Source organism: Immundisolibacter sp. (genome assembly GCF_050250495.1).
Lineage (GTDB): Bacteria > Pseudomonadota > Gammaproteobacteria > Immundisolibacterales > Immundisolibacteraceae > Immundisolibacter.
Window position 1 is genome coordinate 39,651 of record NZ_JBFWOM010000008.1, and the last position, 24,922, is coordinate 64,572.

At 68.9% G+C, this 24,922-nt stretch carries 19 protein-coding genes and 1 tRNA gene; 6 read left to right on the forward strand and 14 right to left on the reverse strand.

Going from position 1 to position 24,922, the window contains the following annotated elements:
• Positions 1-21 precede the first annotated feature (21 nt).
• From AB7F93_RS07625 to AB7F93_RS07645, 5 genes are all read right to left on the reverse strand, one after another.
• Positions 22-1,005, reverse strand: coding sequence for an NAD(P)H-dependent flavin oxidoreductase (locus tag AB7F93_RS07625; RefSeq protein ID WP_428302297.1), 984 nt, complete (start codon positions 1,003-1,005; stop codon positions 22-24).
• A 95-nt stretch (positions 1,006-1,100) separates the two neighbouring features.
• On the reverse strand, positions 1,101-2,270 hold the full coding sequence (locus AB7F93_RS07630) for a trans-sulfuration enzyme family protein (protein ID WP_428302298.1): 1,170 nt from the start codon (positions 2,268-2,270) through the stop codon (positions 1,101-1,103).
• Between the two features lie 90 nt (positions 2,271-2,360).
• Positions 2,361-4,991, reverse strand: coding sequence for a glycosyltransferase (locus tag AB7F93_RS07635; RefSeq protein ID WP_428302299.1), 2,631 nt, complete (start codon positions 4,989-4,991; stop codon positions 2,361-2,363).
• A 57-nt stretch (positions 4,992-5,048) separates the two neighbouring features.
• Complete coding sequence (locus tag AB7F93_RS07640) at positions 5,049-7,016, reverse strand: beta (1-6) glucans synthase (RefSeq protein ID WP_428302300.1); 1,968 nt, start codon at positions 7,014-7,016, stop codon at positions 5,049-5,051.
• Between the two features lie 142 nt (positions 7,017-7,158).
• Positions 7,159-7,249 (reverse strand) — tRNA-Ser (locus AB7F93_RS07645).
• Positions 7,250-7,510: 261 nt separating this feature from the next.
• Here AB7F93_RS07645 and AB7F93_RS07650 point away from each other — a divergent pair.
• A complete protein-coding gene (locus AB7F93_RS07650) occupies positions 7,511-8,815 on the forward strand; it encodes a transglycosylase SLT domain-containing protein (protein ID WP_428302301.1) in 1,305 nt (434 codons plus the stop codon).
• Here the strand turns inward: AB7F93_RS07650 and pssA are convergent.
• From pssA to AB7F93_RS07670, 4 genes are read right to left on the reverse strand one after another with little or no spacing between them, the layout of a single operon-like run.
• The gene (gene pssA, locus AB7F93_RS07655) at positions 8,727-9,470 is read right to left on the reverse strand and encodes a CDP-diacylglycerol--serine O-phosphatidyltransferase (protein ID WP_428302302.1); all 744 of its coding nucleotides are present in this window, start codon (positions 9,468-9,470) and stop codon (positions 8,727-8,729) included. The two genes, AB7F93_RS07650 and pssA, sit on opposite strands and share 89 nt — an antisense overlap.
• A 13-nt stretch (positions 9,471-9,483) precedes the next feature.
• Positions 9,484-10,500 carry a ketol-acid reductoisomerase gene (gene ilvC / locus AB7F93_RS07660; RefSeq protein ID WP_428302303.1) on the reverse strand — a complete coding sequence of 339 codons (1,017 nt, stop codon included), beginning with the start codon at positions 10,498-10,500 and terminating at the stop codon, positions 9,484-9,486.
• A 29-nt stretch (positions 10,501-10,529) separates the two neighbouring features.
• Entirely contained in the window at positions 10,530-11,024 is a 495-nt protein-coding gene (gene ilvN, locus AB7F93_RS07665; RefSeq protein WP_428302304.1) for an acetolactate synthase small subunit, read from the reverse strand.
• On the reverse strand, positions 11,024-12,754 hold the full coding sequence (locus tag AB7F93_RS07670; RefSeq protein ID WP_428302305.1) for an acetolactate synthase 3 large subunit: 1,731 nt from the start codon (positions 12,752-12,754) through the stop codon (positions 11,024-11,026). The genes ilvN and AB7F93_RS07670 overlap by 1 nt, the downstream gene beginning before the upstream one ends.
• Before the next feature lie 331 nt (positions 12,755-13,085).
• On the opposite strand from AB7F93_RS07670, the gene AB7F93_RS07675 reads away from it, so the two are divergent.
• The 5 genes from AB7F93_RS07675 (at position 13,086) to mce (ending at position 18,491) form a co-directional block, all read left to right on the forward strand.
• Positions 13,086-14,378, forward strand: a complete 1,293-nt coding sequence (locus tag AB7F93_RS07675) for a citrate synthase (RefSeq protein ID WP_428302306.1) — start codon at positions 13,086-13,088, stop codon at positions 14,376-14,378.
• An 85-nt stretch (positions 14,379-14,463) separates the two neighbouring features.
• Positions 14,464-16,011, forward strand: a complete 1,548-nt coding sequence (locus tag AB7F93_RS07680) for an acyl-CoA carboxylase subunit beta (protein ID WP_428302307.1) — start codon at positions 14,464-14,466, stop codon at positions 16,009-16,011.
• Positions 16,012-16,026: 15 nt separating this feature from the next.
• Positions 16,027-17,529 (forward strand): acetyl-CoA carboxylase biotin carboxylase subunit, encoded by a 1,503-nt coding sequence (accC, locus tag AB7F93_RS07685; protein WP_428302308.1) that lies wholly within the window; start codon positions 16,027-16,029, stop codon positions 17,527-17,529.
• A 3-nt stretch (positions 17,530-17,532) separates the two neighbouring features.
• Positions 17,533-18,075: a biotin/lipoyl-containing protein gene (locus AB7F93_RS07690; RefSeq protein ID WP_428302309.1), complete on the forward strand. Its 543-nt coding sequence runs from the start codon at positions 17,533-17,535 to the stop codon at positions 18,073-18,075.
• Positions 18,072-18,491, forward strand: coding sequence for a methylmalonyl-CoA epimerase (gene mce, locus AB7F93_RS07695; RefSeq protein ID WP_428302310.1), 420 nt, complete (start codon positions 18,072-18,074; stop codon positions 18,489-18,491). Before AB7F93_RS07690 ends, mce begins: the two co-directional genes overlap by 4 nt.
• 23 nt (positions 18,492-18,514) lie before the next feature.
• On the opposite strand, the gene AB7F93_RS07700 is transcribed toward mce, so the two are convergent.
• The 5 genes from AB7F93_RS07700 to AB7F93_RS07720 form a co-directional block, all read right to left on the reverse strand.
• A complete protein-coding gene (locus AB7F93_RS07700) occupies positions 18,515-19,642 on the reverse strand; it encodes an ABC transporter permease (RefSeq protein ID WP_428302311.1) in 1,128 nt (375 codons plus the stop codon).
• A complete protein-coding gene (locus AB7F93_RS07705; protein WP_428302312.1) occupies positions 19,642-20,736 on the reverse strand; it encodes an ABC transporter permease in 1,095 nt (364 codons plus the stop codon). Before AB7F93_RS07705 ends, AB7F93_RS07700 begins: the two co-directional genes overlap by 1 nt.
• A 178-nt stretch (positions 20,737-20,914) precedes the next feature.
• The gene (locus AB7F93_RS07710) at positions 20,915-22,870 is read right to left on the reverse strand and encodes an ATP-binding cassette domain-containing protein (RefSeq protein ID WP_428302313.1); all 1,956 of its coding nucleotides are present in this window, start codon (positions 22,868-22,870) and stop codon (positions 20,915-20,917) included.
• Positions 22,867-23,979 carry an HlyD family secretion protein gene (locus AB7F93_RS07715; protein ID WP_428302314.1) on the reverse strand — a complete coding sequence of 371 codons (1,113 nt, stop codon included), beginning with the start codon at positions 23,977-23,979 and terminating at the stop codon, positions 22,867-22,869. Before AB7F93_RS07715 ends, AB7F93_RS07710 begins: the two co-directional genes overlap by 4 nt.
• Before the next feature lie 163 nt (positions 23,980-24,142).
• Positions 24,143-24,883 carry a 16S rRNA (uracil(1498)-N(3))-methyltransferase gene (locus tag AB7F93_RS07720; RefSeq protein ID WP_428302315.1) on the reverse strand — a complete coding sequence of 247 codons (741 nt, stop codon included), beginning with the start codon at positions 24,881-24,883 and terminating at the stop codon, positions 24,143-24,145.
• Positions 24,884-24,922 lie beyond the last annotated feature (39 nt).

Sequence of the window (24,922 nt, forward strand, 5' to 3'; positions counted from 1 at the left end):
TCTCCTCGCGTTGTAGGTGATTCAGCAAAACCGGCCGAGCGTTGCCCGCGCCTCGGCCACGATGCGCCGCACGATCTCGCCGGCCGGCAGCACCTCGCGGATCATGCCCGATACCTGCCCCGCCGGCAGGCCGCCGTCCTCGACCGCGCCGTCGTAGCGTGCGTGGCGCGCGGCGTCGCGGCCGACCGCGATGTGCTGGGCGGGGAAGGGCAGGATGTCCTGCGGGCGGGCGTCCCAGTGGTCGGTGAAGGCGTTTCGGACCAGCCGGCACGGCTTGCCGCTGTGGGCGCGGGTGACGACGGTGCCTTCTTCGTCGATGGTGACGATCTTCTGTTTGTACGCGTCGTGCGCGTAGGCCTCGGCGGCCGCTACGAAGCGCGTGCCGAGCCACACGCCACAGGCACCGAGCGCGAGCGCGGCCACCAGGCCTCGGCCGTCGCCGATGCCGCCCGCCGCCAGTACCGGCACGTCCACGGCATCCACCACCTGCGGCAGCAGCGTGAAGGTGCCGATGCGGCCGGTGTGGCCGCCGGCCTCGTGGCCCTGGGCGATCAGCAGATCCACGCCCGCCGCGGCCAAACGCCTGGCCTGACGCACGTTGCCGATCACCGACATCACGGTGATGCCGCGCGCGTGGGCGGCGTCAAGCACGCCGGCCGGGGATCCCAGGCCCGAGATCAGCACCGGCACGCGGTGCTCCAGCACCACGTCGATCTGCCGCTGCACTTCCGCGGTGTACTCGACGACCGCGTCGCTGCGCTCGCTCTTGACCTGCCCGAACAGGATGTCGACGCCGAAAGGGCGGTCGGTGAGGGCGCGCACGGCGGCGATTTCAGCGGCGAGTTCGTCGGCCGTCAGGCCCTCGGCGCCGATCACGCCGAGCCCGCCCGCAGCGGATACCGCACCGGCGAGGGCGCCGCGGGCGATGAAGCCCATGCCGGCCTGACAGACCGGGTAGGCGATGCCGAGGCGCTCCGTCAGCGCGGTCGAGAGCGGGTTTGGCATGGAGCGGCCGGCGCGTGGGGCGGGGCCGCAAGCATAACGGGCGTTCAGGCTGGCGTGCGCCGGCCTGGACGCGTTGCCGTCACACCGTGTCGGTGCTAGACGCCAGCCAGGGCCTGGCGCATGTCGTCGATCAGGTCCTGCGCGTCCTCGATGCCGACCGACACGCGCGTCAGGCCCGGGCCGATGCCGGCCGCGGCCTGCGCTTCGGGCGTCATGGCGGCGTGGCTCATGCTGACCGGGTGCTCGATCAGGCTCTCGACGCCGCCGAGCGATTCCGCGAAGGCGTACAGCTTCAGGCGTTCGACCAGACGAAACACGGCCTGCTCGCCGCCTTCGAGGTCGAAGCTCAGCATGGCGCCGAAGCCATGCTGCTGGCGTCTGGCGAGCGCGTGGTCGGCATGGGTTTCGAGACCGGGGTAGTAGACGCGGCTGACCTGCGGCTGGGCGTCCAGAAATTGCGCCAGCGCGGCGGCGTTCTTCTCGTGCGCCTGCATGCGCAGCGGCAGCGTCTTCACGCCGCGCAGCACGAGCCACGCGTCGTACGGCGAGCAGGTGGTGCCGAGCGCGTTGGCGGTGGCGGCCACGCGGGTGGCGAGCTCTACGGTGGCCGACACGATGGCCCCGCCGACCACGTCGCTGTGGCCGTTCAGGTACTTGGTGGTGGAGTGCAGCGCCAGATCCGCGCCAAGCTCCAGCGGGCGTTGCAGGTACGGGCTGAGGAACGTGTTGTCGGCGCAGGTGAGGATGCCGCGCGGGCGGGCCAGCGCGCACACGGCGGCGATGTCGGTCAGGCGCAGCAGCGGGTTACTCGGGGTCTCGATCCAGATGAGCGCGGTGTCCTTTTCGATGGCCGCCTCGATGGCGGCAAGGTCGCCCATGTCGACCAGCGAGAAGCGCAGCCCGCGCGCCGGCAGCACGTTGGCGAACAGCCGATAGGTGCCGCCGTAGATGTCGTTGCCGGCGATCACGTGCGCGTCCGCCGGCAGCAGGTGCAGCACGGTGGTGATGGCCGCCATGCCGGTGGCAACAGCCGTGGCGCCGGCGCCGCCTTCAAGGCTCGCGAGGTTCTCTTCAAGCGCGTCGCGGGTCGGGTTCCTGGTGCGCGTGTAGTCGTAGCCGGTGGTCTGCCGCGGGCCTTCGAAATAGAACGTCGACGACGGGTAGATGGGCGTGACGACGGAGTTGTACTGCGCGTCCTTGTAGACGCCGCCGTGCACGCAGCGGGTGGCGAATTGCAGGTCGTCGAGGGGAATGGTGCGCTTCATCGCTGGCGGGGGCCGGGATTCAAGGAGGGCGGGGCGCTAGTTTACCCGCCCCCCACGCTGCTTCTCCCCCTGGCGCTTCTCCCGCCGGCGCTACGGTGCCGTTGCCGACGTGTTCGTGAGCAGGTGGTCGGCCTCCTCCTGCATGGGCTTGCTCTTGCCGATCAGGCCCGCGGGCAGGCGCGGCACGGCGCTGATCAGCGACAGCAGCAGCGAACAGGCGTACGGGATCGCCTGCATCATCAGCATGATCGCCCACACCAGCAGATCCAGCGATTCGGTGCCCAGGCGCGTGACCACGGCCCACGCGGTGAAGGTGAGCGCCGCCAGCATCAGCGTTTCTTCCCGCGCGGCGTTGATGGCGGCGAGCAGGGCCTGCGTGTCGGCCCGCTTGGGGGTGCGGAAGAACGGCTTTTCCTTGATGACGAGCCCGGTCAACACGGCGACACCGATGGTGTGCGTGAGCGCCAGACCCGCCACCGCCGCGGCGATGGTCTGGCGGATGCTGGTGCCGACACGCGTGCGGTAGAGGTAAACGAGCTTGCCGAGCTTGAACACGAACAGCGTCAGCGGCAGGGCGGAGAAGATCAGCAGCGGCGGGTCGACGGTGCGCGGCGCCCACAGCATGCCGGCAGACCAGGCGAGCGCCGCGAGGTTGAAGATCACGTTGACGCCGTCGGCAAGCCACGGCAGCCAGCCGGCGACGAAGTGATAGCGCTGCCCGAGCGTCAGGCGCGAGCCGCCCTTGAGCAGCGACGACAGGTGGCGACGCATGATCTGCACCGCGCCGAACGCCCAGCGGAAGCGCTGCTTCTTGAAGTCGGTGAACGTGTCCGGCATCACGCCCTGGCCGTAGCTGGTGGGGATGTAGGTGGCGCCGAGCCCGTGCTCGAACACGCGCAGACCCAGCTCGGCGTCCTCGGTGATGCACCACTCGGCCCAGCCGTCCAGGCGCTGCAGCACGTCCTTGCGCACCATGGTCATGGTGCCGTGCTGGATGATGGCGTTGCGCTCGTTGCGGGTGACCATGCCGATGTAGAAAAAGCCCCGGTACTCGGCATAGATCATGGCCTTGAAGGCGTTCTCGTCGGCGTCGCGATAGTCCTGCGGCGCCTGCACGATGGCGACCCGGTCCTTCAGCAGGTCGGGGACGAGATCCTTCAGCCAGCGCCGGCCGACCGTGTAGTCGCTGTCGATCACCGCCACCACGTAGGCGGCGGGTGAGGTTTCGCGCAGCGCGAAGTTCAGGGCCCCGGCCTTGAAGCCGGCGAGCGGCGACACGTGGAAGAAGCGGAAGCGGCTGCCGAGCGTGCGGCAGTGCGCCTCGACCGGCTGCCAGACGGCCGGATCCCTGGTGTTGTTGTCGATTACCAGCACTTCAAAGCGCGGGTAGTCCAGCCGCGCCAGCGCGTCGAGCGTCTCGATCATCATCTGTGGCGGCTCGTTGTACGCCGGCACGTGGATCGACACGAACGGCAGCAGCGAGTCGTCGAGGTGGGTCGGCGTCAGCAGGCGGCGGTGCTGCTTCAGCCACAGCGCCTCGGCCCACTCGTGCGCCTCGGCGAACAGGATCACGATGACGCCGATCATGCCGAGCACCAGCAGCACGCCCACCACCACCGAGGTGATCGTCATGTACTGGTTGGCGTAGTCGTAGATGATCCACACCACCGCGGTCGCGGCCGAGTAGGCGACCACGGCCAGAAAACTGCGGCCGCGCCGTCGCATCAGGCGGCTGTCGATCAGCAGCAGGCCGAACACGACCAGCGCCACCAGGATCGAAATGCCGGCGAGGATCGGCCAGTCGGGAATCTCGACGATGGGGGCCGAGAACGGGAACTTCGGCGCGCGCTTCGCGTCGTACACACCCCAGTAGGCGCCGACACCGCTTTCCACGCCGTGCTTCCAGGGCTGGTCGAACGCCTCCATCAGGTAGTAGGTGACCTTCTCGGCGTTGGCGCGGATCAGGAACTGGCGCAGGAAAATCGCCTCGTTCGCGGTCGAGGCGACCGCGCCCTGGCGCGTGCGCCCGTTACTCGGCCAGCCGACTTCGCCGATGATGACATCCTTATCCGGAAACGCCTTTTTCACCTCGTCCAGGCGCTGGAACACATAGTCGACTGCCATCTCCATCGGCACGCCTTCCCAGTACGGCAGCATGTGCACGGTGATGAAATCGACGTGCTCGGCGAGCTTCGGGTTGCTCAGCCAGATGTGCCACGGCTCGGCCGTGCTGACCGGAATGTCGGTTTTTTTCTGGATGTCGTCGATGTAGGCGATCAGGTCGTCCACGCTGACGTCGCCGCGCAGCACCGCCTCGTTGCCGACCATCAGCCGCACGACGTTGGACGATCGCGAGGCGATGTCGATCATCCGCTTCATCTCGCGCCGGTTGTTTTCTAGATCCCCGCTGATCCAGCCGCCGAGCGTGACGTTGAGCTTGTGCTTCTTGGCGAGATCCGGAATCTCGCCAAGACTCTCCTGCACGCTGTAGGTGCGCACCGCGTGCGTGCGGCCGGCCAGCAGCGCGAGGTCGGCATCGATTTCTTCAAGGCTCGGGTAGCGTTCCTCGGTCGGGTCCTGGTCGGCGCGGAACGGCGCGAACGAGAAGCCCTGGATCACCTTCGGCCAGGCCGGCTCGTTGGTCGGCCGGTTCATGCCGGCCCAGAACATGATGGTGAGCGCCGCGACGGCGATGGCGATCAGAAAGCTTTCTTTGTGCATGGCGTCTGGCGGCTTGGCCGCATACGGGTGGCCGGACGGAAGGGCAGTCGGGATTGTCTACGCTGAACGGGTTGGACAGTGCGCCACCGCAGTGCGTGCGACCGCGACCGTCACCACCGCAAACGCCACGATGCCGAGGTTGGCGTTGTAAAGAACCAGGCCGCCGGTGGCGAGAATGACGGCCGCGATGCGCAGTCCCGCGCGTCCGGTCGCCAGGGCGGCGATGGCGGCGACAAGCCCGAGCCAGCCGAACACCCGAAAGTGGATCATGAGACCGATGGCGCTGCGCAGCGTGCACAGCGCGTCGCCGGCCTGCCCGCTGCAGCGCCCGACGAACTGGGGGGCTTCCATCAGCCCGTAGCGCACGGCCGCCGCGGCGGCATAGGCGCCCACCGCGGCCGCCAGCAGTGCCCATAGGCGGGGGGCGCGGCTGCCGCTCGCATTGCGCCACAGGGACCACGCAAACAGCGCGCACAGCAGCGCCCACAGGTCGGCCTCAAGGTTGAGCGGTGTTTCCTGAAACAGGATGACGGCCGCGGCTGCGACGAGCATTCCGGCTAACGGACGCTCGATGGCCGGTGATGGTCGCTCGCCGGCCCGCTCGGTGAACACGCCGAAGTACGCAAGCGCCGGCAGCACGAAAGCCAGCGTGTTGAAGTCCCGGTAACGGGCGTCGAACACCAGGCCCGCCGTTTCGCCGGCCAGACACAGCACCAGGCCGGCGTGAACCATGCCGCCAAGCGTCGCGAGGCCGGGCTCGCGTGCCCAGGCACGCGGGTCGAAAACGACCGCCAGCGGCGCCGGCGCGTCGCGCCGACCGCCGGCGAGTGCGTGCACGGTGAGCCCGTAGCAGGCCAGGCCGAGCAGCAGCAGCACGCCCGCGTAGGCCCAGGCGAGGCCAGTGTTGGCGGTGACCGTGAACTGTTCGAGTTGCAAACCGAGCAGCACCGCGCCGGCCGGGATCGCCGTTGCGACCAGAACCGTGCGGCCGATGCCCGCCAACCGGGCGCGTGCCAGCAGCGGCCACGTCGCCAGCGCCAGCGCGGCGGATACGAGGCCGAACAGCCAGGCACGCGGGTGCGGGTACACCGGGCCCGCCAGCACGCCCTTGTCCGCCCGGTGCGTGTCGTAAAGCCCCCAGGCGCCGCCGACTGTGCCCTCGTTGGCGCGCTTCCAGGGTTGGTCGAAGGCTTCGATCAGGTTGTACTGCCAGTGCTCCTGCCCGGCGAGGTGCACGAAGCCGCGAATGAAGCGCGCCTGGTTTTCGATGCCCGGCCGAGCGCCCTCGCGCGGGCGGCCGGCGGACGGCCAGCCCGTCTCGCCGATCAAAATGTCCTTGCCAGGAATCTTGCGCGCGATGCTGCGGTACACGGCGCGGACGTGGGCCAGCGCATCGCCGATGGCGGTGGGCTCATCCTCCCAGTACGGCAGGATGTGGATGGTGATGAAGTCGGTAGCGGGCGCCACCTGCGGGTGTTTCAGCCAGAACTCCCACACGTCGGCGTAAGTGACGGGCACGCCCGGCAGCGCCTGTTTGACCTGACCGATATAGCCCGCGAGCTGCTCGCCGGTGACCTCCTTGCGCAGCAGCGCCTCGTTGCCGACGACCACGGCGCGCACCACCGACGGGTGACGGCGCGCGAGCTCGATCAGGCCCTTGATTTCCCGCTGCGTGGCGAGCGGATCGGCGCTGACCCAGGCGCCGAGCAGGACCTTGAGCCCCAGTGTCTCGGCCACCGCCGGCACCGCCTCCAGCCCCGTAACCGAATAGGTGCGCACGCACTCGAAAGTTCGCGCGAGCAAGGCGAGGTCGTCTTCGATGTTAGCGCGCGGGATGGTCAGGCCAGCGTCAAGCGCGTACGGCGATTGCCCGTCCCGAAACGGTGTGTACGAGACGCACTGGAGCTTCCTGCCGGCGGGCAATGTCGGCGCCTCCACCGCCTGCGGACGGGCCAGGGCGGCCCACACGGCGCCAATCACCAGCACAACCGCGGCGTACAGGAGGACGGTTCGGGCCCGCGTCATGCTGCCGATCGCGGGGGGAGGTGCGCGGACTCGCGCAGCGAGCGCTGCACGCTGCGAGCGGGGCGCAAGGCGCACGGCGCAGCGTGCCGGTTCGACGACGGCAAACGAGTCGCGTTCAAACGCTGGCAGGGATGGTGGAGGATGGCGGAGAGGGTGGGATTCGAACCCACGTGGAGCTTACGCCCCCAACGGATTTCGAGTCCGCGCCGGTATGGCCACTTCGGTACCTCTCCGCGAGATGGCCGCTGGGGCCTGAAGTTTGCCGGGGTGCGCGCCTAATATACCATCGCCGCTCCGCCCGACGCGGCGCCCGGCCAAGTCCGGACCGTCCGCGGCCTCACGAGGAAACTGCCCTGCGATATGGACTCCCCGAGTGGTGGGGTGCCAGTCTGGTGGCCTTCCTGCTGCTCTTGTTGGCGTACTGGCCTGACCTGGCGCAGCGCTACCCGCCGCCGTCGCGCCTGGACCGCGTGCAGCGTTCCGGCACGCTGCGCGTGGCGGTGCCGGTCGACCTCGGCATCGATCAATCGGCATTTCAGGACCTGCATCATGTGCTGATGCGCGAGTTTGCGAACCGACTCGACGTGACGGTCAGTCTCGTGGAGGTCGAGTCGCAGGCGCGGATGTTCGACCTGCTGGTGCGCGATGAGGTCGACCTGGCGGTGCCCGGCCGGCCACTGCCGCCGCGGCTGCCCGGTCACCTGTACGCCGGGCCAGGCTATGCGGACAGTCAGACCCGCGTGGTCTGCAACACCCGCGCGAGCGCGGCGCAGGATTTGCCGCAGCTGGTCCAGCAGCGGGCCTTGCGGGTGTCGGCGAGCGACGGGTACCTCGCCCGCTTCACCGAGCCCTGGGACAGGCAGCTCCGGCTCGCGCCACGGACCCGGCTGGGTACTGCCCCCATGATGGAGCGCGTGGCAGCGCGGGAAATCGGCTGTACCTTGGCCCAGGCAGAGGAAATTGCCCGGGCGCGTCAACGCCTGCCGAACCTGCGCGCCGGGCAAGCCGTGGGGGCGCCCGGTACGGTGCGGTGGGTGCTGCGGAACACGCGCGACGCGTCGCTGGTGCAGCAGGTGGACCGGTTTTTCCTCGCCGCGCGCAAGAGCGGCCTGTTGGCGCAGTTGCGCGAGCAGGAGCGGGGCCTCATGCGGCGTTTCGAGGTGGTCGACGTCGAGGGTTTTCGGCTCGCGCTGGCGACGAAGTTGCCGCGTTTCGAGGCGGCCTTCCGGCGCGCCGGGGCCGAGTATGGCATCGACTGGCGCCTGTTGGCGGCGCTTTCGTATCAGGAGTCGCGCTGGAATCCGGGCGCCGAATCGCCGCGTGGGGCCGGTGGGCTGATGATGCTCGTGGCCGGCACGGCCCGGGAGATGGGGTGCACGGATCGCTTCGACGCGGGCGATTCAATCGCGGCCGCCGCCCGCTACGTGGCGACCCTGCGCGATGGTCTGGCGGGCGAGGTGGACGAACCGCACCGCACGTGGATGACGCTCGCGGCCTACAACCTGGGTCCGCAGGGCCTGGAGCGGGCGCGCCGGCAGGTGGCGGCACAAGGTGGCGATCCCGGCCGATGGCCCGAGGTGCGCCGCGTGTTGCCGACCCTGCAGCGCGGCGCACGCGCCTGGGAGCCGGTGTTTCACGTCGAGAGCGTGCGGCGGTATTTCGCGCTGCTGACCCTGGATACGGCGCCGAGCGCTCGCGCCAGCGCGCCGATCAGGCCGCGTGGCGACTCTGCCGCAGGCGGCGACGTCGGTGCAGGGTCAGGATCGGACCGGACACGGCGTAGCTCGCGAACAGGATGAACAGCACCGTCGGCGGATCGGTCGACACCACGGCCACCCCGACGGCGATCAGCACCGCCGCGAAGAAGGGTATCCGTCCGCGCGGGTCGAATTCCTTGAAGCTGTGGTAGCGGAAGTTGCTGACCATGAGCCCACCGCCGGCCACCGCCACCAGCACCGCGAGCGGCGTGCCCGCCCAGACCGGAAACCCGTACTGGTGTCCCGCCCACACGGCGCTGGTCACCAGTGCCGCGGCGGACGGACTCGGCAGACCCTGAAAGTACTTCTTGCCGTAGACCTGCGGCTGGGTGTTGAAGCGCGCCAGGCGCAGCGCCGCTGCGGCGGCGTAGAAGAACGCCAGCAGCCAGCCGAGCTTGCCGAGGGGGCGCAGCGCCCAGTGGTAGACCAGCAGCGCCGGCGCGACGCCGAACGCGACCATGTCGCTGAGCGAGTCGTACTCGGCGCCAAAATCGGTCTCGGTGCCCGTCAGCCGCGCCACGCGGCCATCGAGACCGTCCGTGATGATCGACACCAGCACGGCGATGCAGGCCGGCCCGAACTGGCCCTGCCCGGCGGCGACGATGGAGTAGAAGCCGGCAAACAGCCCGAGCGTGGTGAACAGGTTCGGCAGCACATAAATGCCGCGCCGCCGGCGCCGTTCGGGCGAGGGCTGCATGCCGGCGCGCCGGTCAGTTGCGCGAGCGGTCCACGGCGCGGTTGGCCTTGATCCACGGCATCATGTCGCGCAGGCGGCTGCCGACCTGCTCGATCGGGTGCTCCTGGCCCAGACGGCGCATGGCCTTGAGCACCGGCGCGCCGGCGCGGTTCTCGGCGATGAACTCGCGCGCGAACTGGCCGGTCTGGATTTCCTTCAGGATGCGCCGCATCTCGGCCTTGGTCTCGTCGGTCACCACGCGCGGGCCGCGCGTGAAGTCGCCGTACTCGGCCGTGTTCGAGATCGAGTAGCGCATGTTGGCAATGCCGCCCTCGTACATCAGGTCGACGATCAATTTCAGCTCGTGCAGGCACTCGAAGTAGGCCATCTCGGGCGCGTAGCCGGCCTCGACCAGCGTCTCGAAACCGGCCATCACCAGCGCGCTGGCGCCGCCGCACAGCACCGCCTGCTCGCCGAACAGGTCGGTTTCGGTTTCCTCGCGGAAGTTGGTCTCGATGACGCCGGCGCGCCCGCCGCCGATGGCGGACGCGTAGGCCAGCGCCACGTCGCGCGCGGTGCCGGACACGTTCTGGTGGATGGCGATCAGGCACGGCACGCCGCCGCCCTGGGTGTAGGTGGTGCGCACCAGGTGCCCCGGGCCCTTGGGCGCGATCATGATCACGTCCAGATCCGCGCGCGGCTCGATGGCGCCGAAGTGGATGTTGAAGCCGTGCGCAAAGGCGAGCGCGCCGCCCTGCTTGAGGTTGGGCGCGATCACGTCGGTGTACAGCTGCGCCTGGTGCTCGTCCGGCACCAGCACCATCACCAGATCCGCCGCCTTGACCGCGTCCGCGGGCGCCAGCACGGTCAGGCCCGCATTTTTGGCCTTGGCCACCGAGGTCGAGCCGTCGCGCAGGCCCACGCACACGTCGACGCCGGATTCCTTGAGGTTCAGCGCGTGGGCGTGGCCCTGCGAGCCGTAGCCGAGGATGGCGACCTTCTTGCCCTGGATGAGCGACAGGTCGGCGTCTTTGTCGTAGTAGATGTTCATGCTGCTTACCGGATGGGTCAGAAAAAAACTCAGGAACGCAGCGCCTTGGCGCCGCGCGAGATGGCCGAGGGACCGCTGCGCACCAGCTCGATGATGCTGGCAGGATCGAGCGCCGCGATGAACGCGGCCAGCTTGTCGCCGCTGCCGGTCACTTCCACCACGTAGCTGCTGCGCGTGATGTCGACCACCTGGCCGCGAAACGCGGACGTGAGACGCGCGATCTCGTCGCGCGCCGCGGCGGTGGCGGCCTTCACCTTCACCATCAGCAGCTCGCGCTCGATGCAGGCGCCCTCGGACACGTCCATCAGCTTGACCACGTCCACCAGCTTGTTCAGCTGCTTGGTGATCTGCTCGATGATGGCGTCGTCGCCGCTGGTGACCAGCGTCATGCGCGACAGGCTGGCGTCGTCCGTCGGGGCGACGCTCAGCGACTCGATGTTATAGCCGCGGGCCGAGATCAGGCCCGCCACGCGCGACAGGGCGCCCGGCTCGTTTTCGAGCAGCAGGGACAGGATGTGTCGCATCAGGCCAGTTCCCGGTCGCGCAGGGCGGCCTGAAACGGCGACACGCGCATCTCGTGCTGGCCCTTGCCGGCCTCGACCATCGGGTAGACGTTCTCACCAGGGTCGGTGATGAAATCCATGAACACCAGCCGGTCCTTCAGGGCAAACGCCTCGCGCAGCGCGCCTTCCACGTCGCCCGGCTTTTCGATGCGCAGGCCGACGTGGCCGTACGCCTCGGCCAGCTTCACGAAGTCGGGCAGGGCGTCCATGTACGAGTGCGAGTAGCGGCTCTTGTACTGGAACTCCTGCCACTGGCGCACCATGCCCATGTAGCGGTTGTTGAGGTTGACGATCTTGATCGGCAGCTCGTACTGCTTGGCCATGGCCAGTTCCTGGATGCACATCTGGATGCTGGCGTCGCCGGTCACGCACACGACGTCCGCGTCCCGGTACGCGAGCTTCACCCCGAGCGCCGCCGGCAGACCGAAACCCATCGTGCCCAGGCCGCCCGAGTTGATCCAGCGGTTCGGCTGGTTGAAGCGGTAGAACTGCGCCGTCCACATCTGGTGCTGGCCGACGTCCGACGCGATGTACGCATTGCCGCCGGTGATGCGGTGCAGCGCCTCAAGCACCGCCTGCGGCTTGATGAGGTCGCCGGTCTTGTCGTAGGCCAGGCACTGCTGCGCACGCCAGGCGTCGATGCGCGCCCACCAGGCCTTCAGCGACTCGCCGTCCGGCGGCTGGCCGATCTCGTCGAGCGCGGCCGTGAGGTCTTCCAGCACCGAGGTCACGGTGCCGACGATCGGCACGTCCACCTTCACGTTCTTGGCAATGGAGGCCGGGTCGATGTCGACGTGAATGATCCGCGCGTACGGACAGAAGCTCGACAGATCGCCCGTGACCCGGTCATCGAAGCGCGCGCCCACCGCCAGCAGCACGTCGCACTCGTGCATGGCCATGTTGGCCTCGATGGTGCCGTGCATGCCGAGCATGCCCAGGAACTGCGGGTCGTCGGCCGGGTAGGCGCCCAGGCCCATCAGCGTGTTGGTGATCGGGAAACCGAGCCGGCGCGTGAGTTGCGTCAGCTGCGCCGAGCCCTTGCCGAGCACCACGCCGCCGCCGGTGTAGATCATCGGCTGCTTGGCCTTGAGGAGCAGCTGCGCGGCCTTGCGGATCTGCCCCGGGTGGCCCTTGAGCACCGGGTTGTAGGAGCGCATCTCGACCTGCTCCGGGTACACGTAGCGCGTGCGGTGGGCGGTCACGTCCTTCGGCACGTCCACCACCACCGGGCCGGGCCGGCCGGTGGTGGCGATGTGGAAGGCCTTGCGCAGCGTGAGCGCCAGATCCGCCACGTCCTTGACCAGGAAGTTGTGTTTCACGCACGGGCGCGTGATGCCGACGATGTCGGCTTCCTGGAAGGCGTCGTTGCCGATCAGGTGCGTGGCCACCTGGCCGGTGATCACCACCATCGGGATCGAGTCCATATAGGCGGTGGCGATGCCGGTCACGGCGTTGGTGGCGCCGGGGCCGGAGGTGACCAGCACCACGCCCGGCTCGCCGGTGGCGCGCGCGTAGCCGTCGGCGGCGTGCGTGGCGGCCTGCTCGTGGCGCACCAGGATGTGCTCGACCTCCTGCTGGCCGTAGAGCGCGTCGTAGATGTGCAACACCGCGCCGCCCGGGTAGCCGAATACGTACCGCACGCCCTGATCGCGCAGGAAACGGACGATGATTTCGGCGCCGGTGAGTTCCACGTGGCCTCCGGTTGCGGCGGGGTGGGCGAGGGGTGAGCCGACCGACGAAAACGTCGGGGCAGACTCAAAAAAAGGGGCGGAAGGATAGCAGATTCGGCCGCGGCGTCGGCCGCGACCGCAGGCGCATTGTTGGGCTTTGGACCGCGCTGCTAGAATCGCCGCCACCACGTCGCCGCACCGCGCCGTGGAGCGGCTTACGGGCAGCGTCGCCCTTGTATCGAGCCCCGGCGCGGCCGTCGGGACGGCTCAGGCCCCCAGATCACCGAACAGATATCGAACCGATATCGAACCCAGAATCGAACCCGCACGAACCTCGCAATCAGGAATCACGATGGCCGACAGCGTCAAGCTCGAAATCGAAGGACAGGTCCACGAATTCCCGGTACTGGTCGGGTCGGAAGGCGAGAAGGCCATCGACATCAGCGATCTGCGCGCCCGCACCGGCTACATCACCATGGACCCGGCGTACATGAACACCGGCGCCACCACCAGCGCCATCACGTTCCTGGACGGCGAGCAGGGCATCCTGCGCTACCGCGGCATCCCGATCGAGCAGGTGGCCGAGCAGTCCTCGTTCACCGAGACGGCCTACCTGCTGATCTACGGCCACCTGCCGACCCGGATCGAACTCCTCGCCTTCCGGGCCCAGATCACCCGTCACTCGATGATCCACGAGGGCCTCAAGGAGCTCATCGACCGCTTCCCGCCGGGCGCGCATCCGATGGCCATCCTGTCGTCGGCGGTGTGCGCCATGTCGGCGTACTACCCCGAACTGACCGAGATGGACCAGACCCCGGACGAGGTGGAGCTGTCCATCGTGCGGTTGATGGCCAAGATCACCACCATTGCCGCCTACGCCTACAAGCAATCCATCGGCCACCCGCTATTGTACCCGGACAACAGCCTGGGGTATTGCGCCAACTTCCTGCGCATGATGTTCGGCGTGCCGTGCGAGCCCTACGTGGTCGACGACGACCTCGTGAAGGCGCTGAAGGTGCTGCTGATTCTGCACGCCGACCACGAGCAGAACTGTTCCACGTCCACCGTGCGTCTGGTGGGATCCTCGCGCGCCAACCTGTTCGCGGCGGTATCGGCCGGCATCCTCGCCCTGTGGGGGCCGCTGCATGGCGGCGCCAACCAGGAAGTGCTGGAGATGCTGGAGGAAATCGCCGCGGACGGCGGCGACGTGCAGAAGTTCATTCTCAAGGCCAAGGATCCGAAGGACCCGTTCCGCTTGATGGGTTTTGGCCACCGCGTGTACAAGAACTACGACCCTCGCGCCACCATCATCAAGCGGACCGCCGACACTGTGCTCGCCAAGCTCGGCAAGCAGGACGAGCCGCTGCTGAAGATCGCCAAGGAACTGGAAACCGCCGCGCGTCTGGACAGCTACTTCGTCGATCGCAAGCTGTATCCGAACGTGGATTTCTACTCCGGCATCATCTACCACGCGATGGGCATCCCGACCAACATGTTCACGGTGATGTTCGCCATCGGCCGTCTGCCGGGCTGGATCGCGCAGTGGAAGGAAATGCTGGAGCAGAAGTCCAAGATCGGCCGCCCGCGCCAGATCTACACCGGTGCCACCAAGACCGACTACGTGCCGCTCGACGCGCGCGGCTGACAGGCGCCCGCGGGTGCCGGCATGACAGGCCGTCCGGCGCGTGCCGGACGGCCGTTTTCGTTTCTGAACCGGGAGGGGGCAGCCCGTGAGCGGCAGCATTCTTGAACGTCTGGATTCCACGCGCGCGGCAGCCCGGCTTGGCGGCGGCGCCGACCGCATCGCCGCCCAGCACGCCAAGGGCAAGCTGACCGCCCGCGAGCGCATCGAGCTGCTGCTGGACGCGGGCTCGTTCTGCGAGCTCGACACGCTCAAGGCCCACCGCTGCCAGGACTTCGGCATGGCCGACAAGCAGTTCCCGGGCGACGGCGTGGTCACCGGCTACGGCACCATCAACGGCCGCCTGACGTTTGTCTTCTCGCAGGACTTCACCGTCTTCGGTGGCGCGCTGTCGGAAACCCACGCCGAGAAAATCTGCAAGGTCATGGACCGCGCGGTCGAGGTCGGCGCGCCGGTGATCGGGCTGAACGACTCCGGCGGCGCGCGCATCCAGGAAGGTGTGGCCTCGCTCGGCGGGTATGCGGAAATCTTCTGGCGCAACGTGCAGGCCTCGGGCGTGGTGCCGCAGCTGTCGGTGATCATGGGCCCCTGTGCCGGCGGCGCCGTGTACTCGCCGGCCATGACGGACTTCATCTTCATGGTGAAGGACACGTCCTACATGTTCGTGACCGGCCCCAACGTGGTGAAGACGGTCACGCACGAGGACGTGACGTCCGAGGATCTCGGCGGCGCCAGCACGCACACGGCCAAGTCCGGCGTGGCCGATCTCGCCTTCGAGAACGACGTCGAGGCGATGGCGCAGACGCGCCGGCTGTTCGATTTTCTGCCGCTCAACAACCTCGAAACGCCGCCGAGTTACCCGAGCGATGACCCGTTCGACCGCGCCGAGCCGGCGCTCGACAGCCTGGTGCCGGAAAACGCCACCCAGCCCTACGACATCAAGGAGCTGATCGACAAGATCGCCGACCACCGCGATTTCTTCGAGGTGCAGCCGGATTACGCCAAGAACATCGTGACCGGCTTCGCGCGCCTGGAAGGCCGCACGGTCGGCATCGTCGCCAACAACCCCAAGGTGCTGGCCGGCGTGCTCGACATCGACTCGTCGCGCAAGGCGGCGCGCTTCGTGCGCTTTTGCGACTGCTTCAACATTCCCCTCGTGACGCTGGTGGACGTGCCGGGCTTCCTGCCGGGCACCACCCAGGAGCGCGGCGCCATCATCAAGCACGGCGCCAAGTTGCTGTACGCCTACGCCGAAGCCACGGTGCCGAAGCTCACCGTCATCACGCGCAAGGCCTACGGCGGTGCGTATGACGTGATGAGCAGCAAGCACATCCGCGGCGACATCAACTACGCCTGGCCCACGGCCGAGATCGCCGTGATGGGGCCCAAGGGCGCGGTCGAGGTCATGTACCGGCGCCAGATCGACCAGTCGGCCGACCCGGCCGCCGAGACGGCGCGCCTGGAGCAGGAATACCGCGAGCGCTTCGCGAACCCGTTCGTGGCCGCCGAGCGTGGCTTCATCGACGACGTGATCACGCCGTCGCGCACTCGCGAGCACCTGTGCCGGGCGCTGCGCATGCTGGCCAACAAGAGCGTGCAGCGGCCGTTCAAGAAGCACGGCAACATCCCGCTTTAAGGTGCGAAGAAAACCATGCCGCTGTTCAACAAGATTCTGATCGCCAACCGGGGCGAGATTGCCTGCCGGGTGATCCGCACCTGCCGGCGCCTGGGCATCGCCACCGTCGCCATTTACTCCGAAGCCGACAGGAATGCGCTGCACGTGCGCATGGCGGACGAGGCCTGGCCGGTCGGCCCGGCGCCGAGCGCGCAGTCCTACCTCAACGTCGACCGCATCCTCGAGGTCATTGCCGCGACCGGGGCCGAGGCCGTGCACCCGGGCTACGGCTTTCTGTCCGAGAACGCCGAGTTCGCGCGCCGGCTGGAGGAAGCCGGCGTGGTGTTCATCGGCCCGCCGCAGGGCGCCGTGCGCGCCATGGGCGACAAGATCGAGTCGAAAAAGCTCGCCGTGCAGGCGGGCGTGAGCACCGTGCCGGGCTACGTCGGCATCATCGACACGCCCGACGAGGCGGTGCGCATCGCCGAGGACATCGGCTTTCCGGTGATGATCAAGGCCACCGCCGGCGGCGGCGGCAAGGGCATGCGCGTGGTGAACCGGCGGGACGAGATGGCCGAGGGCTTTCGCGCCGCGGCGTCCGAGGCACGCTCCAGCTTCGGCGACGACCGCGTGTTCATCGAGAAGTACATCGTCAAGCCGCGCCACATCGAGATTCAGGTGCTCGGCGACCGGCAGGGCAACATCGTGTATCTGGGCGAGCGCGAGTGCTCCATCCAGCGCCGCCACCAGAAGGTGATCGAGGAAGCGCCGAGCCTGTTCCTGACGCCGCAGGTGCGCCGCGCCATGGGCGAGCAGGCGGTGGCGCTGGCCCGCGCGGTCGGCTACTTCTCGGCCGGCACGGTCGAGTTCATCGTCGACCAGCAGCGCAATTTCTATTTCCTGGAGATGAACACGCGCCTGCAGGTCGAGCACCCGGTCACGGAACTGGTGACGGGCATCGATCTTGTGGAACAGATGATCCGCGTCGCCGCCGGCGAGCCGCTCGCGCTGCGCCAGGACGAGGTCACGCTCACCGGCTGGGCCATCGAGGCGCGCGTGTACGCGGAGGACGCGCGGCGCGGCTTTCTGCCGTCCATCGGCCGCCTCACCGATTACCAGGAGCCGGCCGGCGCCGGCATCCGCGTCGACTCGGGCACCTACGAGGGCGGCGAGATTTCCATGTACTACGACCCGATGATCGCGAAGCTGATCGCCTACGGCGACGACCGCGCCGAGGCCACCGCGCGCCTGATCGACGCGCTCGACGGCTACGACATCCGCGGCGTGACCACCAACCTCGATTTCCTGGGCAGCCTGCTGAGCCACCCGCGCTTCGCGAGCGGCGACATCTCCACCAACTTCATCGCCGAGGAATACCCGGACGGCTACGTGGAGCCGCCGGTCGACGCGCGCGAGCGCGAGCTGTTCGCGGTGATCGCCGCCTACGCGCGGGCGCAGCAGGAGGCGCGCGCGCGGCACGTGCACGCGGGCGACGCCGACAGCCCGTGGAAGTTGCTCAAGCGCGGGCGGGGGGGCTGAATCATGGCCGGTCAGGACAAGTCGTTTTTCGTCACCGTGCAGGGCGAGCCGGTGCGGCTCGACGTGGTCGAGGTCACCGACAGCGGCGCGCAGTTTCGCGTCGGCGAGCACATCCGCGCGGTGCGCGGCGAGCTCAAGCCCGGGCAGGCGTTGCAGGAACTCACTATCGACGGCTACCCGGTGCGGTTTCGCATCGACCACCGCGGCGGCCAGCTCACCCTCACGCGCCGCGGCAAGCAGGTCAGCACCCGCGCGCTGACGGCGCTGGAGCACGATCTTTACGCGCTGATGCCGGTCAAGCAGGCGGCCGATACCTCGAATCTGATCCTCTCGCCCATGCCGGGCAAGGTGATCGCGGTCTATGTCGAGGCCGGGCAGGCGGTGAAGGCCGGCGAGGCGCTGTGCGTGCTCGAAGCCATGAAGATGGAAAACGTGCTCTACGCCGAGCGCGACGGCACGGTGGCCAAGCTCGACATCGCCGCCGGGCAGACGGTGGACGCCGACCAGTTGCTGATCGAGTTCGAGCGGCCGGAGGCGGGCGCGTGATCGGGCGCCTGAACCACATCGCCATCGCGACGCCGGATCTGGCAGCCGCCGCCGCGCGCTACCGCGACTCGCTGGCCACGCCGGCCAAGGTGTCGGCGCCGCAGGCGCTGCCCGAGCACGGCGTCACCACCGTGTTCGTCGACACCGGCAACACCAAGCTCGAACTGCTGGAGCCGCTCGGTGCGAACTCGCCGATCGCGAAGTTTCTGGAGAAGAACCCCGACGGCGGCCTGCATCACCTGTGCTTCGAGGTGCCGAACCTGGCCGCCGCCATTGCCACGGTGAAGGCCGCCGGCGTGCGCGTCCTGGGCGAGCCGCGTACCGGTGCCCACGGCCTGCCGGTGGTGTTCCTGCACCCGAAGGACTGCGGCGGCGTGCTGATGGAGCTGGAAGAGACGGCTCCCGGGCACGGCTGAACCGTTTTTTTGTAACCCGGCTCTTACCCCAGCAGGCGCCGAAAGCGCGCCACCGAAAAACCGAACATCAGCCCGCCCAGCACCAGCATGCCCAGGATGTCGTGCCAGACGTAGGCGAGGCCGTTGCCCTTGAACAGCACCTGGTAGCCGAAGTCGATGTAGTAGCGCATCGGCGAGATGAGCGTCGCGTAGCGCATCCACGGCGCCATGCTCTCCGGCGGCGTGGTGGCGCCGGACAGGAACAGCATCGGGAACAGGATCAGGAACAGCATCATCATCGCCTGGGCGAGATTTCGCGCCAGCATGGCGATGTAGATGCCAAGGCTCGCCACCGACGTGATGTACAGCACCGACACGGCGTAGAAGAACAGCACGCTGCCGCGCAGTGGCGTGCCGAACACGCCGCCGACGATACCGAACAGCGACAGCGGCGACAGCAGCAGGATCACCACCACGGTCGGGATGATCTTGGCCGCGAACAGCTCCGCCGGGCGCAGCGGGCTGACCAGCAGTTGTTCCAGCGTGCCCTGTTCCTTCTCGCGCACCATGGCGGCGGCGGTCAGCAGCATCGAGATCATGGTGATCATGTTCAGCATTTCGAGCAGGCTCGAGAACCACGCCGAGGTGATGTTGGGGTTGAACTCCACGCGCGGCCGGGCGTCCACCTGCGGCAGGCGCGCCAGCAAACGCTCGGAGGGCCCAAGGCGCCGCTCCAGCAGCTCGATCGAGTATCCGCCCGCGAGCTGCGTGATGTAGCCGCCGGCGAGCGTCGCCATCTGCGACTGCGTGCCGTCCGAGATGACCTGAAAGCGCCCGGCGCCGGCCTGCACGTCGCGCGAGAACGTCGGCGGGATCACCACCGCGAGGCTGGTGCGCCCGCGGTCGAGCGCGTCCGTGAGTGCGGCGTCGCTTTCAAGCTGCGCAACCACCTTGAACCACGGCGCGCGCAGGCGCGCGATCAGCTCGCGGCTCTCGGGGCTGCGCGACAGGTCCAGCACCGCTACCGGGTAGTTGTTGATGTCCATGCTGATGGCGCGACCGGCGATGAACACCGCGCCCGAAAAGCCCCACAGCAGGATGAACAGGATCGGCAGGTCGCCGAGCAGCTGACGGAACTCCTTGAGCACCATGGCCGCAAGGCGCGCCCACATCAGCCGATCCTCTTTTTGAGAAACGCCCAGCACAGGGCGTAAACCACCACCGTGTACACGGCGAGTGCGGCGAGCTGCGGCCAGTAGAAGTCGAGCCCGAGGCCCTTCAGATAACTGCCGCGCACCACGCTCATGAAATGTGTGGCCGGAATGAGCTGGGCGATCCACTGCCCCAGGCGATCCATGGCGCCGACCGGCGTGATGAAGCCCGAGTAGTTGAAGGCGGGCGTCACGGTGGCGAGAAACGTCACCAGCATGGCGGCGAGCTGGCTGCGCGTGAGGATGGAGATCAGCAGCCCGATGCCGATGGTGCACACCGAGTACAGCAGCGCGCCGAGACTGAGCACGAACACGCTGCCGACGAAGCGCACGCGGAACACCAGCAGGCTCAGCACAAAGATCAGCAGGTAATCCAGCAGCGCGACGGCCAGGTACGGCAGCAGTTTGCCGAGGATGATTTCGCCGCGGCGCACGGGCGACGCGTAGAAGTTGAAGATGGTGCCCGATTCCTTCTCCCGCACCACCAGCAGGGCGCCCAGGATGGCCGGGAACAGCATCAGGATCAGCACCAGCAGGCCGGGCACGATGGCGTTCTTGCTTTCGAGCGAGGGGTTGTACCAGACCGACAAATCCATCTGCACCGGCAGCACCGTGCCTTCGCCACGCACCTGCTGCAGCAGACGCTGGTTGTAGAGCGCGTTCACGGCCGCGACGTAGCCGTTGATGACGCCGGCGCGGGTCGGGAACGAACCGTCGATGGTGACGCCGACTTCGGTCGGCTGGCCGCTTGCGATCTGCCGGCCGAAATCGGGCGGGATGTCGATGATGACGCGCGCGGTGCCGGACCGCAGCAGCCGCTCCAGGCGCGCCGGGTCGGTGTCGACCGCGATCAGGTTGAAGTACTCGGAGTGCACGTAACCGTCGATGTAATCGCGGCTGTACGGCGAGCGGTCGTGGTCGGCGAACACCAGCGGCAGGTTCTTGACGTCCAGCGACAGCCCGAAGCCGAACAGCAGGATCATCACGAGCGGAATCACGAACGATAGCCCGAGGTACACCGGGTCGCGGAGCAGCTCGCGCGTTTCCTTGACCACGATGGCGGCCAGACGGCTGGGTCGATCGGAGCGCCGAAAAATTCCGTCCCTGGAATTTTTCGGCTCGCTGCGGCGCGGTACGGGCCCGCGCCACGCTCCCTGTATCGATGGCCGACGCCATCGATACAGGCCGGGACGTCCTGTCCCGGAGAAAAGCGTCGAAACCTTCTGCGCCTTCCTAGCCACGATTCGCCCCCGCGTGGCTCACGAAGTGCACGAACGCCTCCTCCATGCTGAGCCCGAGCCGCCGCAGGTGCCCGTCGAGCTGCGCTTCGCCAAGCAGCGCCTGTGCCCGGGCGGCGTCGGCGTCGGCGGTCGCCGTCTGCCACTGGATGCGCCGCCCGTAAAGCATGGCGGCCGGGAAGGCGTCGCGCAGCGCCTGGTAGGCGGCGGCGAAGTCGTGCGCGTCCACGGCCACCACCGGGCCGCCTTCCTGTTCGGCGCGCGTGCGAAGTTCGCTGGGCGCACCGACCGCAATCAACCGACCCTGGTGCATCAGGCCCAGGCGATCGCAGTGCTCAGCCTCGTCCATGTAGTGCGTCGAGACCAGCACCGTGATGCGGCTGCGCCGCGCGAGCAGGTGCACCAGGTCCCAGAACTCGCGCCGTGCCAGCGGGTCGACCCCCGACGTCGGCTCGTCCAGGAACAGCAGCTTCGGTTCGTGCAGCAGGGCGGCCGCGAGCGACACCCGCTGGCGTAGGCCGGACGGCAGGTCGCGCGTCGGCCGCTGCGCGTGCCCGGCCAGCTCCAGCCCACCCAGCAGCGCGTCGATGCGCCGGTCGCGCTCGCTGCGCGGCAGGGCGTAGAGACCGGCGTAAAGGTCGAGATTGGCGCGTACGGTCAGATCCCGGTACAGCGAGAAGCGCTGCGACATGTAACCGATGCGCGCGCGAAGGCGCCGGCGGTCCCGGCCGCGCGCAAGATCGATGTCCAGCACCTGGGCGCGCCCGTCGCTCGGCCGCAGCAGGCCACACAGCATCTTGATGAGCGTGGTCTTGCCGGCGCCGTTCGGGCCGAGCAGGCCAAAGATCTCGCCCGTCTCGACGGTCAGCCCCACCGCGTCCACGGCCGTGAAATCGCCAAAGCGGCAGGTCAGCGCCTCGGTGCGCACCGGCGCGGTGCCGGTGTCCTCGTCCGGCGCGGCGGCGAGCACCTCGGCCGGGTCGGCGTGCGCGGTGCCAGTGGTGCCAGTGGCGCCGCTGCGCGTGAGACGCTGCACGAACACGTCTTCGAGCCCGGGCGCGATGTCCTGCACCTGCACGTTATCGAGCCCTGCGCTGGCCAGACGCCCGGCCACGTCCACGCCGCCATCGTCGAGCAGCACGTGCAGCTCGCGCCCGAACAGCGCCGTCGCGAGGGTTTCGGGCCAGGCGGCGAGCTGCGGCAGCAGGGCCTGCGGCGCCGCGCCGGCCACGCTGACGAGACGACCGGGCAGGGCGGCGCACAGCTCCTGCGGCGTGCCCTCCGCGATCAGCCGGCCGCGGTCCATGAGGCCGACGTAGGTGCAGCGCTCGGCCTCGTCCATGTAGGAGGTGGTCAGCAGCACCGTCACACCGCGCGTGGCGACCAGATCCTGGATGATGGTCCAGAAGTCGCGCCGCGAGATCGGATCGACGCCCGTGGTCGGCTCGTCGAGCAGCAGGATGTCCGGCAGGTGGATCAGCGTGCAGATCAGCGCGAGCTTCTGGCGCATGCCGCCCGACAGCTTGCCGGCCGGGCGGTCCAGAAACGGCGCCAGACGCGTCATCGCCAGCAGGCGCTCCACGTTCTCGCGATAGCGCTCTTCCGGCACCTGCCGCAGCGCGCGGAAGAACTCGATGTTCTCGCCGACCGACAGCGTGTCGTAGAGGTTCAGCCCCAGCCCCTGCGGCATGTAGCCGATCAGCGGCTTCACCGCCTCCGGCCGGCGGCGCACGTCGATGCCGGCCACCTCGGCGTGACCAGCATCCGCCGACAGCACGCCGGCCAGCACCTGCAGCACGGAGGTCTTGCCGCTGCCATCCGGGCCGATCAGCCCGTACACGCGGCCGGTGTGGACCTGGAACGACACGTCGTCCACCGCCCTGATGCGGCCGCGGGCGTAGGACTTGTGCAGAGCCTCGACGCGGACGAGCGCCGGGCGCCCGCCGTTCACGGCGCGCTGGCCTGGCCGGCCTGCCTTGCCTGCTCACCGCTTGCGGTGTGGATCACGCCGTCGGCCGGCATGCCCGGCTTGAGCACGCCGCCCGGGTTTTCGGCGAGCGACAGCTCGACCGCGAACACCAGCTTGACGCGCTCTTCCCGGGTCTCGACGTTCTTGGGCGTGAACTCGGCGGCGGTCGCCACCTTGGTGACGGTGGCGACGAACGCCCGGTCAGGGTAGGCATCCACGCGCACCTCGGCGCGCTGGCCGAGCGCCACGCGGCCGATCAGCGGCTCCGGCACGTAGACCTTGAGGTACAGCCGATTCAGGTCCACCAGCGAGAACAGCGGGCTGCCCGGAGCCACCTGCTCGCCAAGCTCCACGCTACGCGTCAGCACCACGCCGGCGAGCGGGCTCGGGATGTCGAGATAGCCAATCCGCGTATCGAGCTCGGCGAGCTGCGCCTTGGCCTGCTGCACCTGGCTTTCGAGCGCCGCCAGCGCCTGTGCCTGCGCGGCGAGTCGCTGATCGCCAAGCCGCGCGAGATCGAGGTTCCTGCTGGCCGCCTGCACGGCGGCCGTGGTGGCCAGCGCCGTCTTGCCGGCCACGTCGGCGCGCGAGCGGGCGGTCTCGGCCTGCTGTTCGGCCGCGAGCTTTTGCTCGGCGAGCGTGGTCAGGCGCCGCGCATCGGCACCAGCCTGCGCGCGGTCCGCCTGCGCGGCGGCAAGACGCGCCTGCGCCTCGTCGAGGGCCGCTCTGGCCTGCGCGATGCGCAGCGGCAACTCGCGTTGCGCCACCGCGTAGGCGGTGCGCTCGCTGGCGAGTCGGTGCTCAAGGGTGCTCTGCTGCTCCTGCACGGCGCGGCGGCGCTCGCGCAGGGTCGGTTCGTCGAGCCGCGCCAGGCGCGCGCCCACCGTGACGGACATGCCCTCGTCCACCGGCAACTCGGCGACGGTGCCGGACACCTTCGGCGTGACCTGCGTGATGCGGCCCTCGATGCGGCCGCTGGCCATGATGCGGTTGTCTGGGGATTGCGCTGTCAGCAGTCGCCAGGCGACAGCAGCAACGATGGCCACGATGAACGCGGCGGCGAGCGTGATGGCGAACGTCTTGCGAGACATGGGGGGAGCTGTCCGGTGATTCGCCCGGGGCGCCGTGCGCGGCGTCCGACCGATGCATGAACAGGGTGGCGCGCCCGTCGACCGCCCGTCAACGCTGAAACACGGCGTGGTTGATGAAGGTCAACCGGTGCCCTGCCGTCACGTCGCGGGACGCGCCGAACCTTCAGCCGCCGATGTCCCCGGCCAGCGCCTGCAGGAGCGAGAGCGCCACCACGGCGGCCGTTTCCGTGCGCAGCACCCGCGGGCCCATCCGCACCGGTCGGTAGCCGGCCGCCTGAGCGAGCTGCCGCTCGGCCGCCGACAGGCCGCCCTCGGGGCCGATCAGCACGCTGACCGGGCCGCGCAGGTCCTGAAGCGTGGCCAGCGCCTGCGCGGCGCTTGGGTCCAGCAACAGGCCCGTGCCCGCCGCGGCGTCGTACCGGGCCAGGTACTCCTCCAGCCCGCACGGCTCGGCCACCGGCGGCACGCGCGTGCGCCCGCTCTGCTCGCAGGCGGCGAGCACCACGCCGCGCCAGTGCGCGAGGCGCCGTGCGGCGCGCTCGCCGGCCAGACGCAGCACCGTGCGCTCGGTGGTCACCGGCACGATGTCGCTCACGCCAAGCTCCACCGCCTTTTGCAGCGTGTAGTCCATGCGCTCGCCGCGCGAGATGCCCTGCACCAGGCGCAGGTGCAGCGGTGACTCGCAGCGATCCGGCGTGAACTCGCCCACCTGCGCCCTGAGTTCGCCGCCCGGTGCGCGCACGAGCCGGGCAGCGAACTCGCCCCCGCTGCCGTTGAACAAACACACCCCGTCGCCGTCCCGCAGGCGCAGCACCTTCACGGCATGATCGAGCGCGCGTTGGCCCAGCGCGCACTCGGCGCCGCTGGCGAGCGGCTGGTCGACGAAAAGACGCGGCACGCGCATGGGTCAGGGAAACGCCGACCTGTTGGGCGTTTCCCGTCC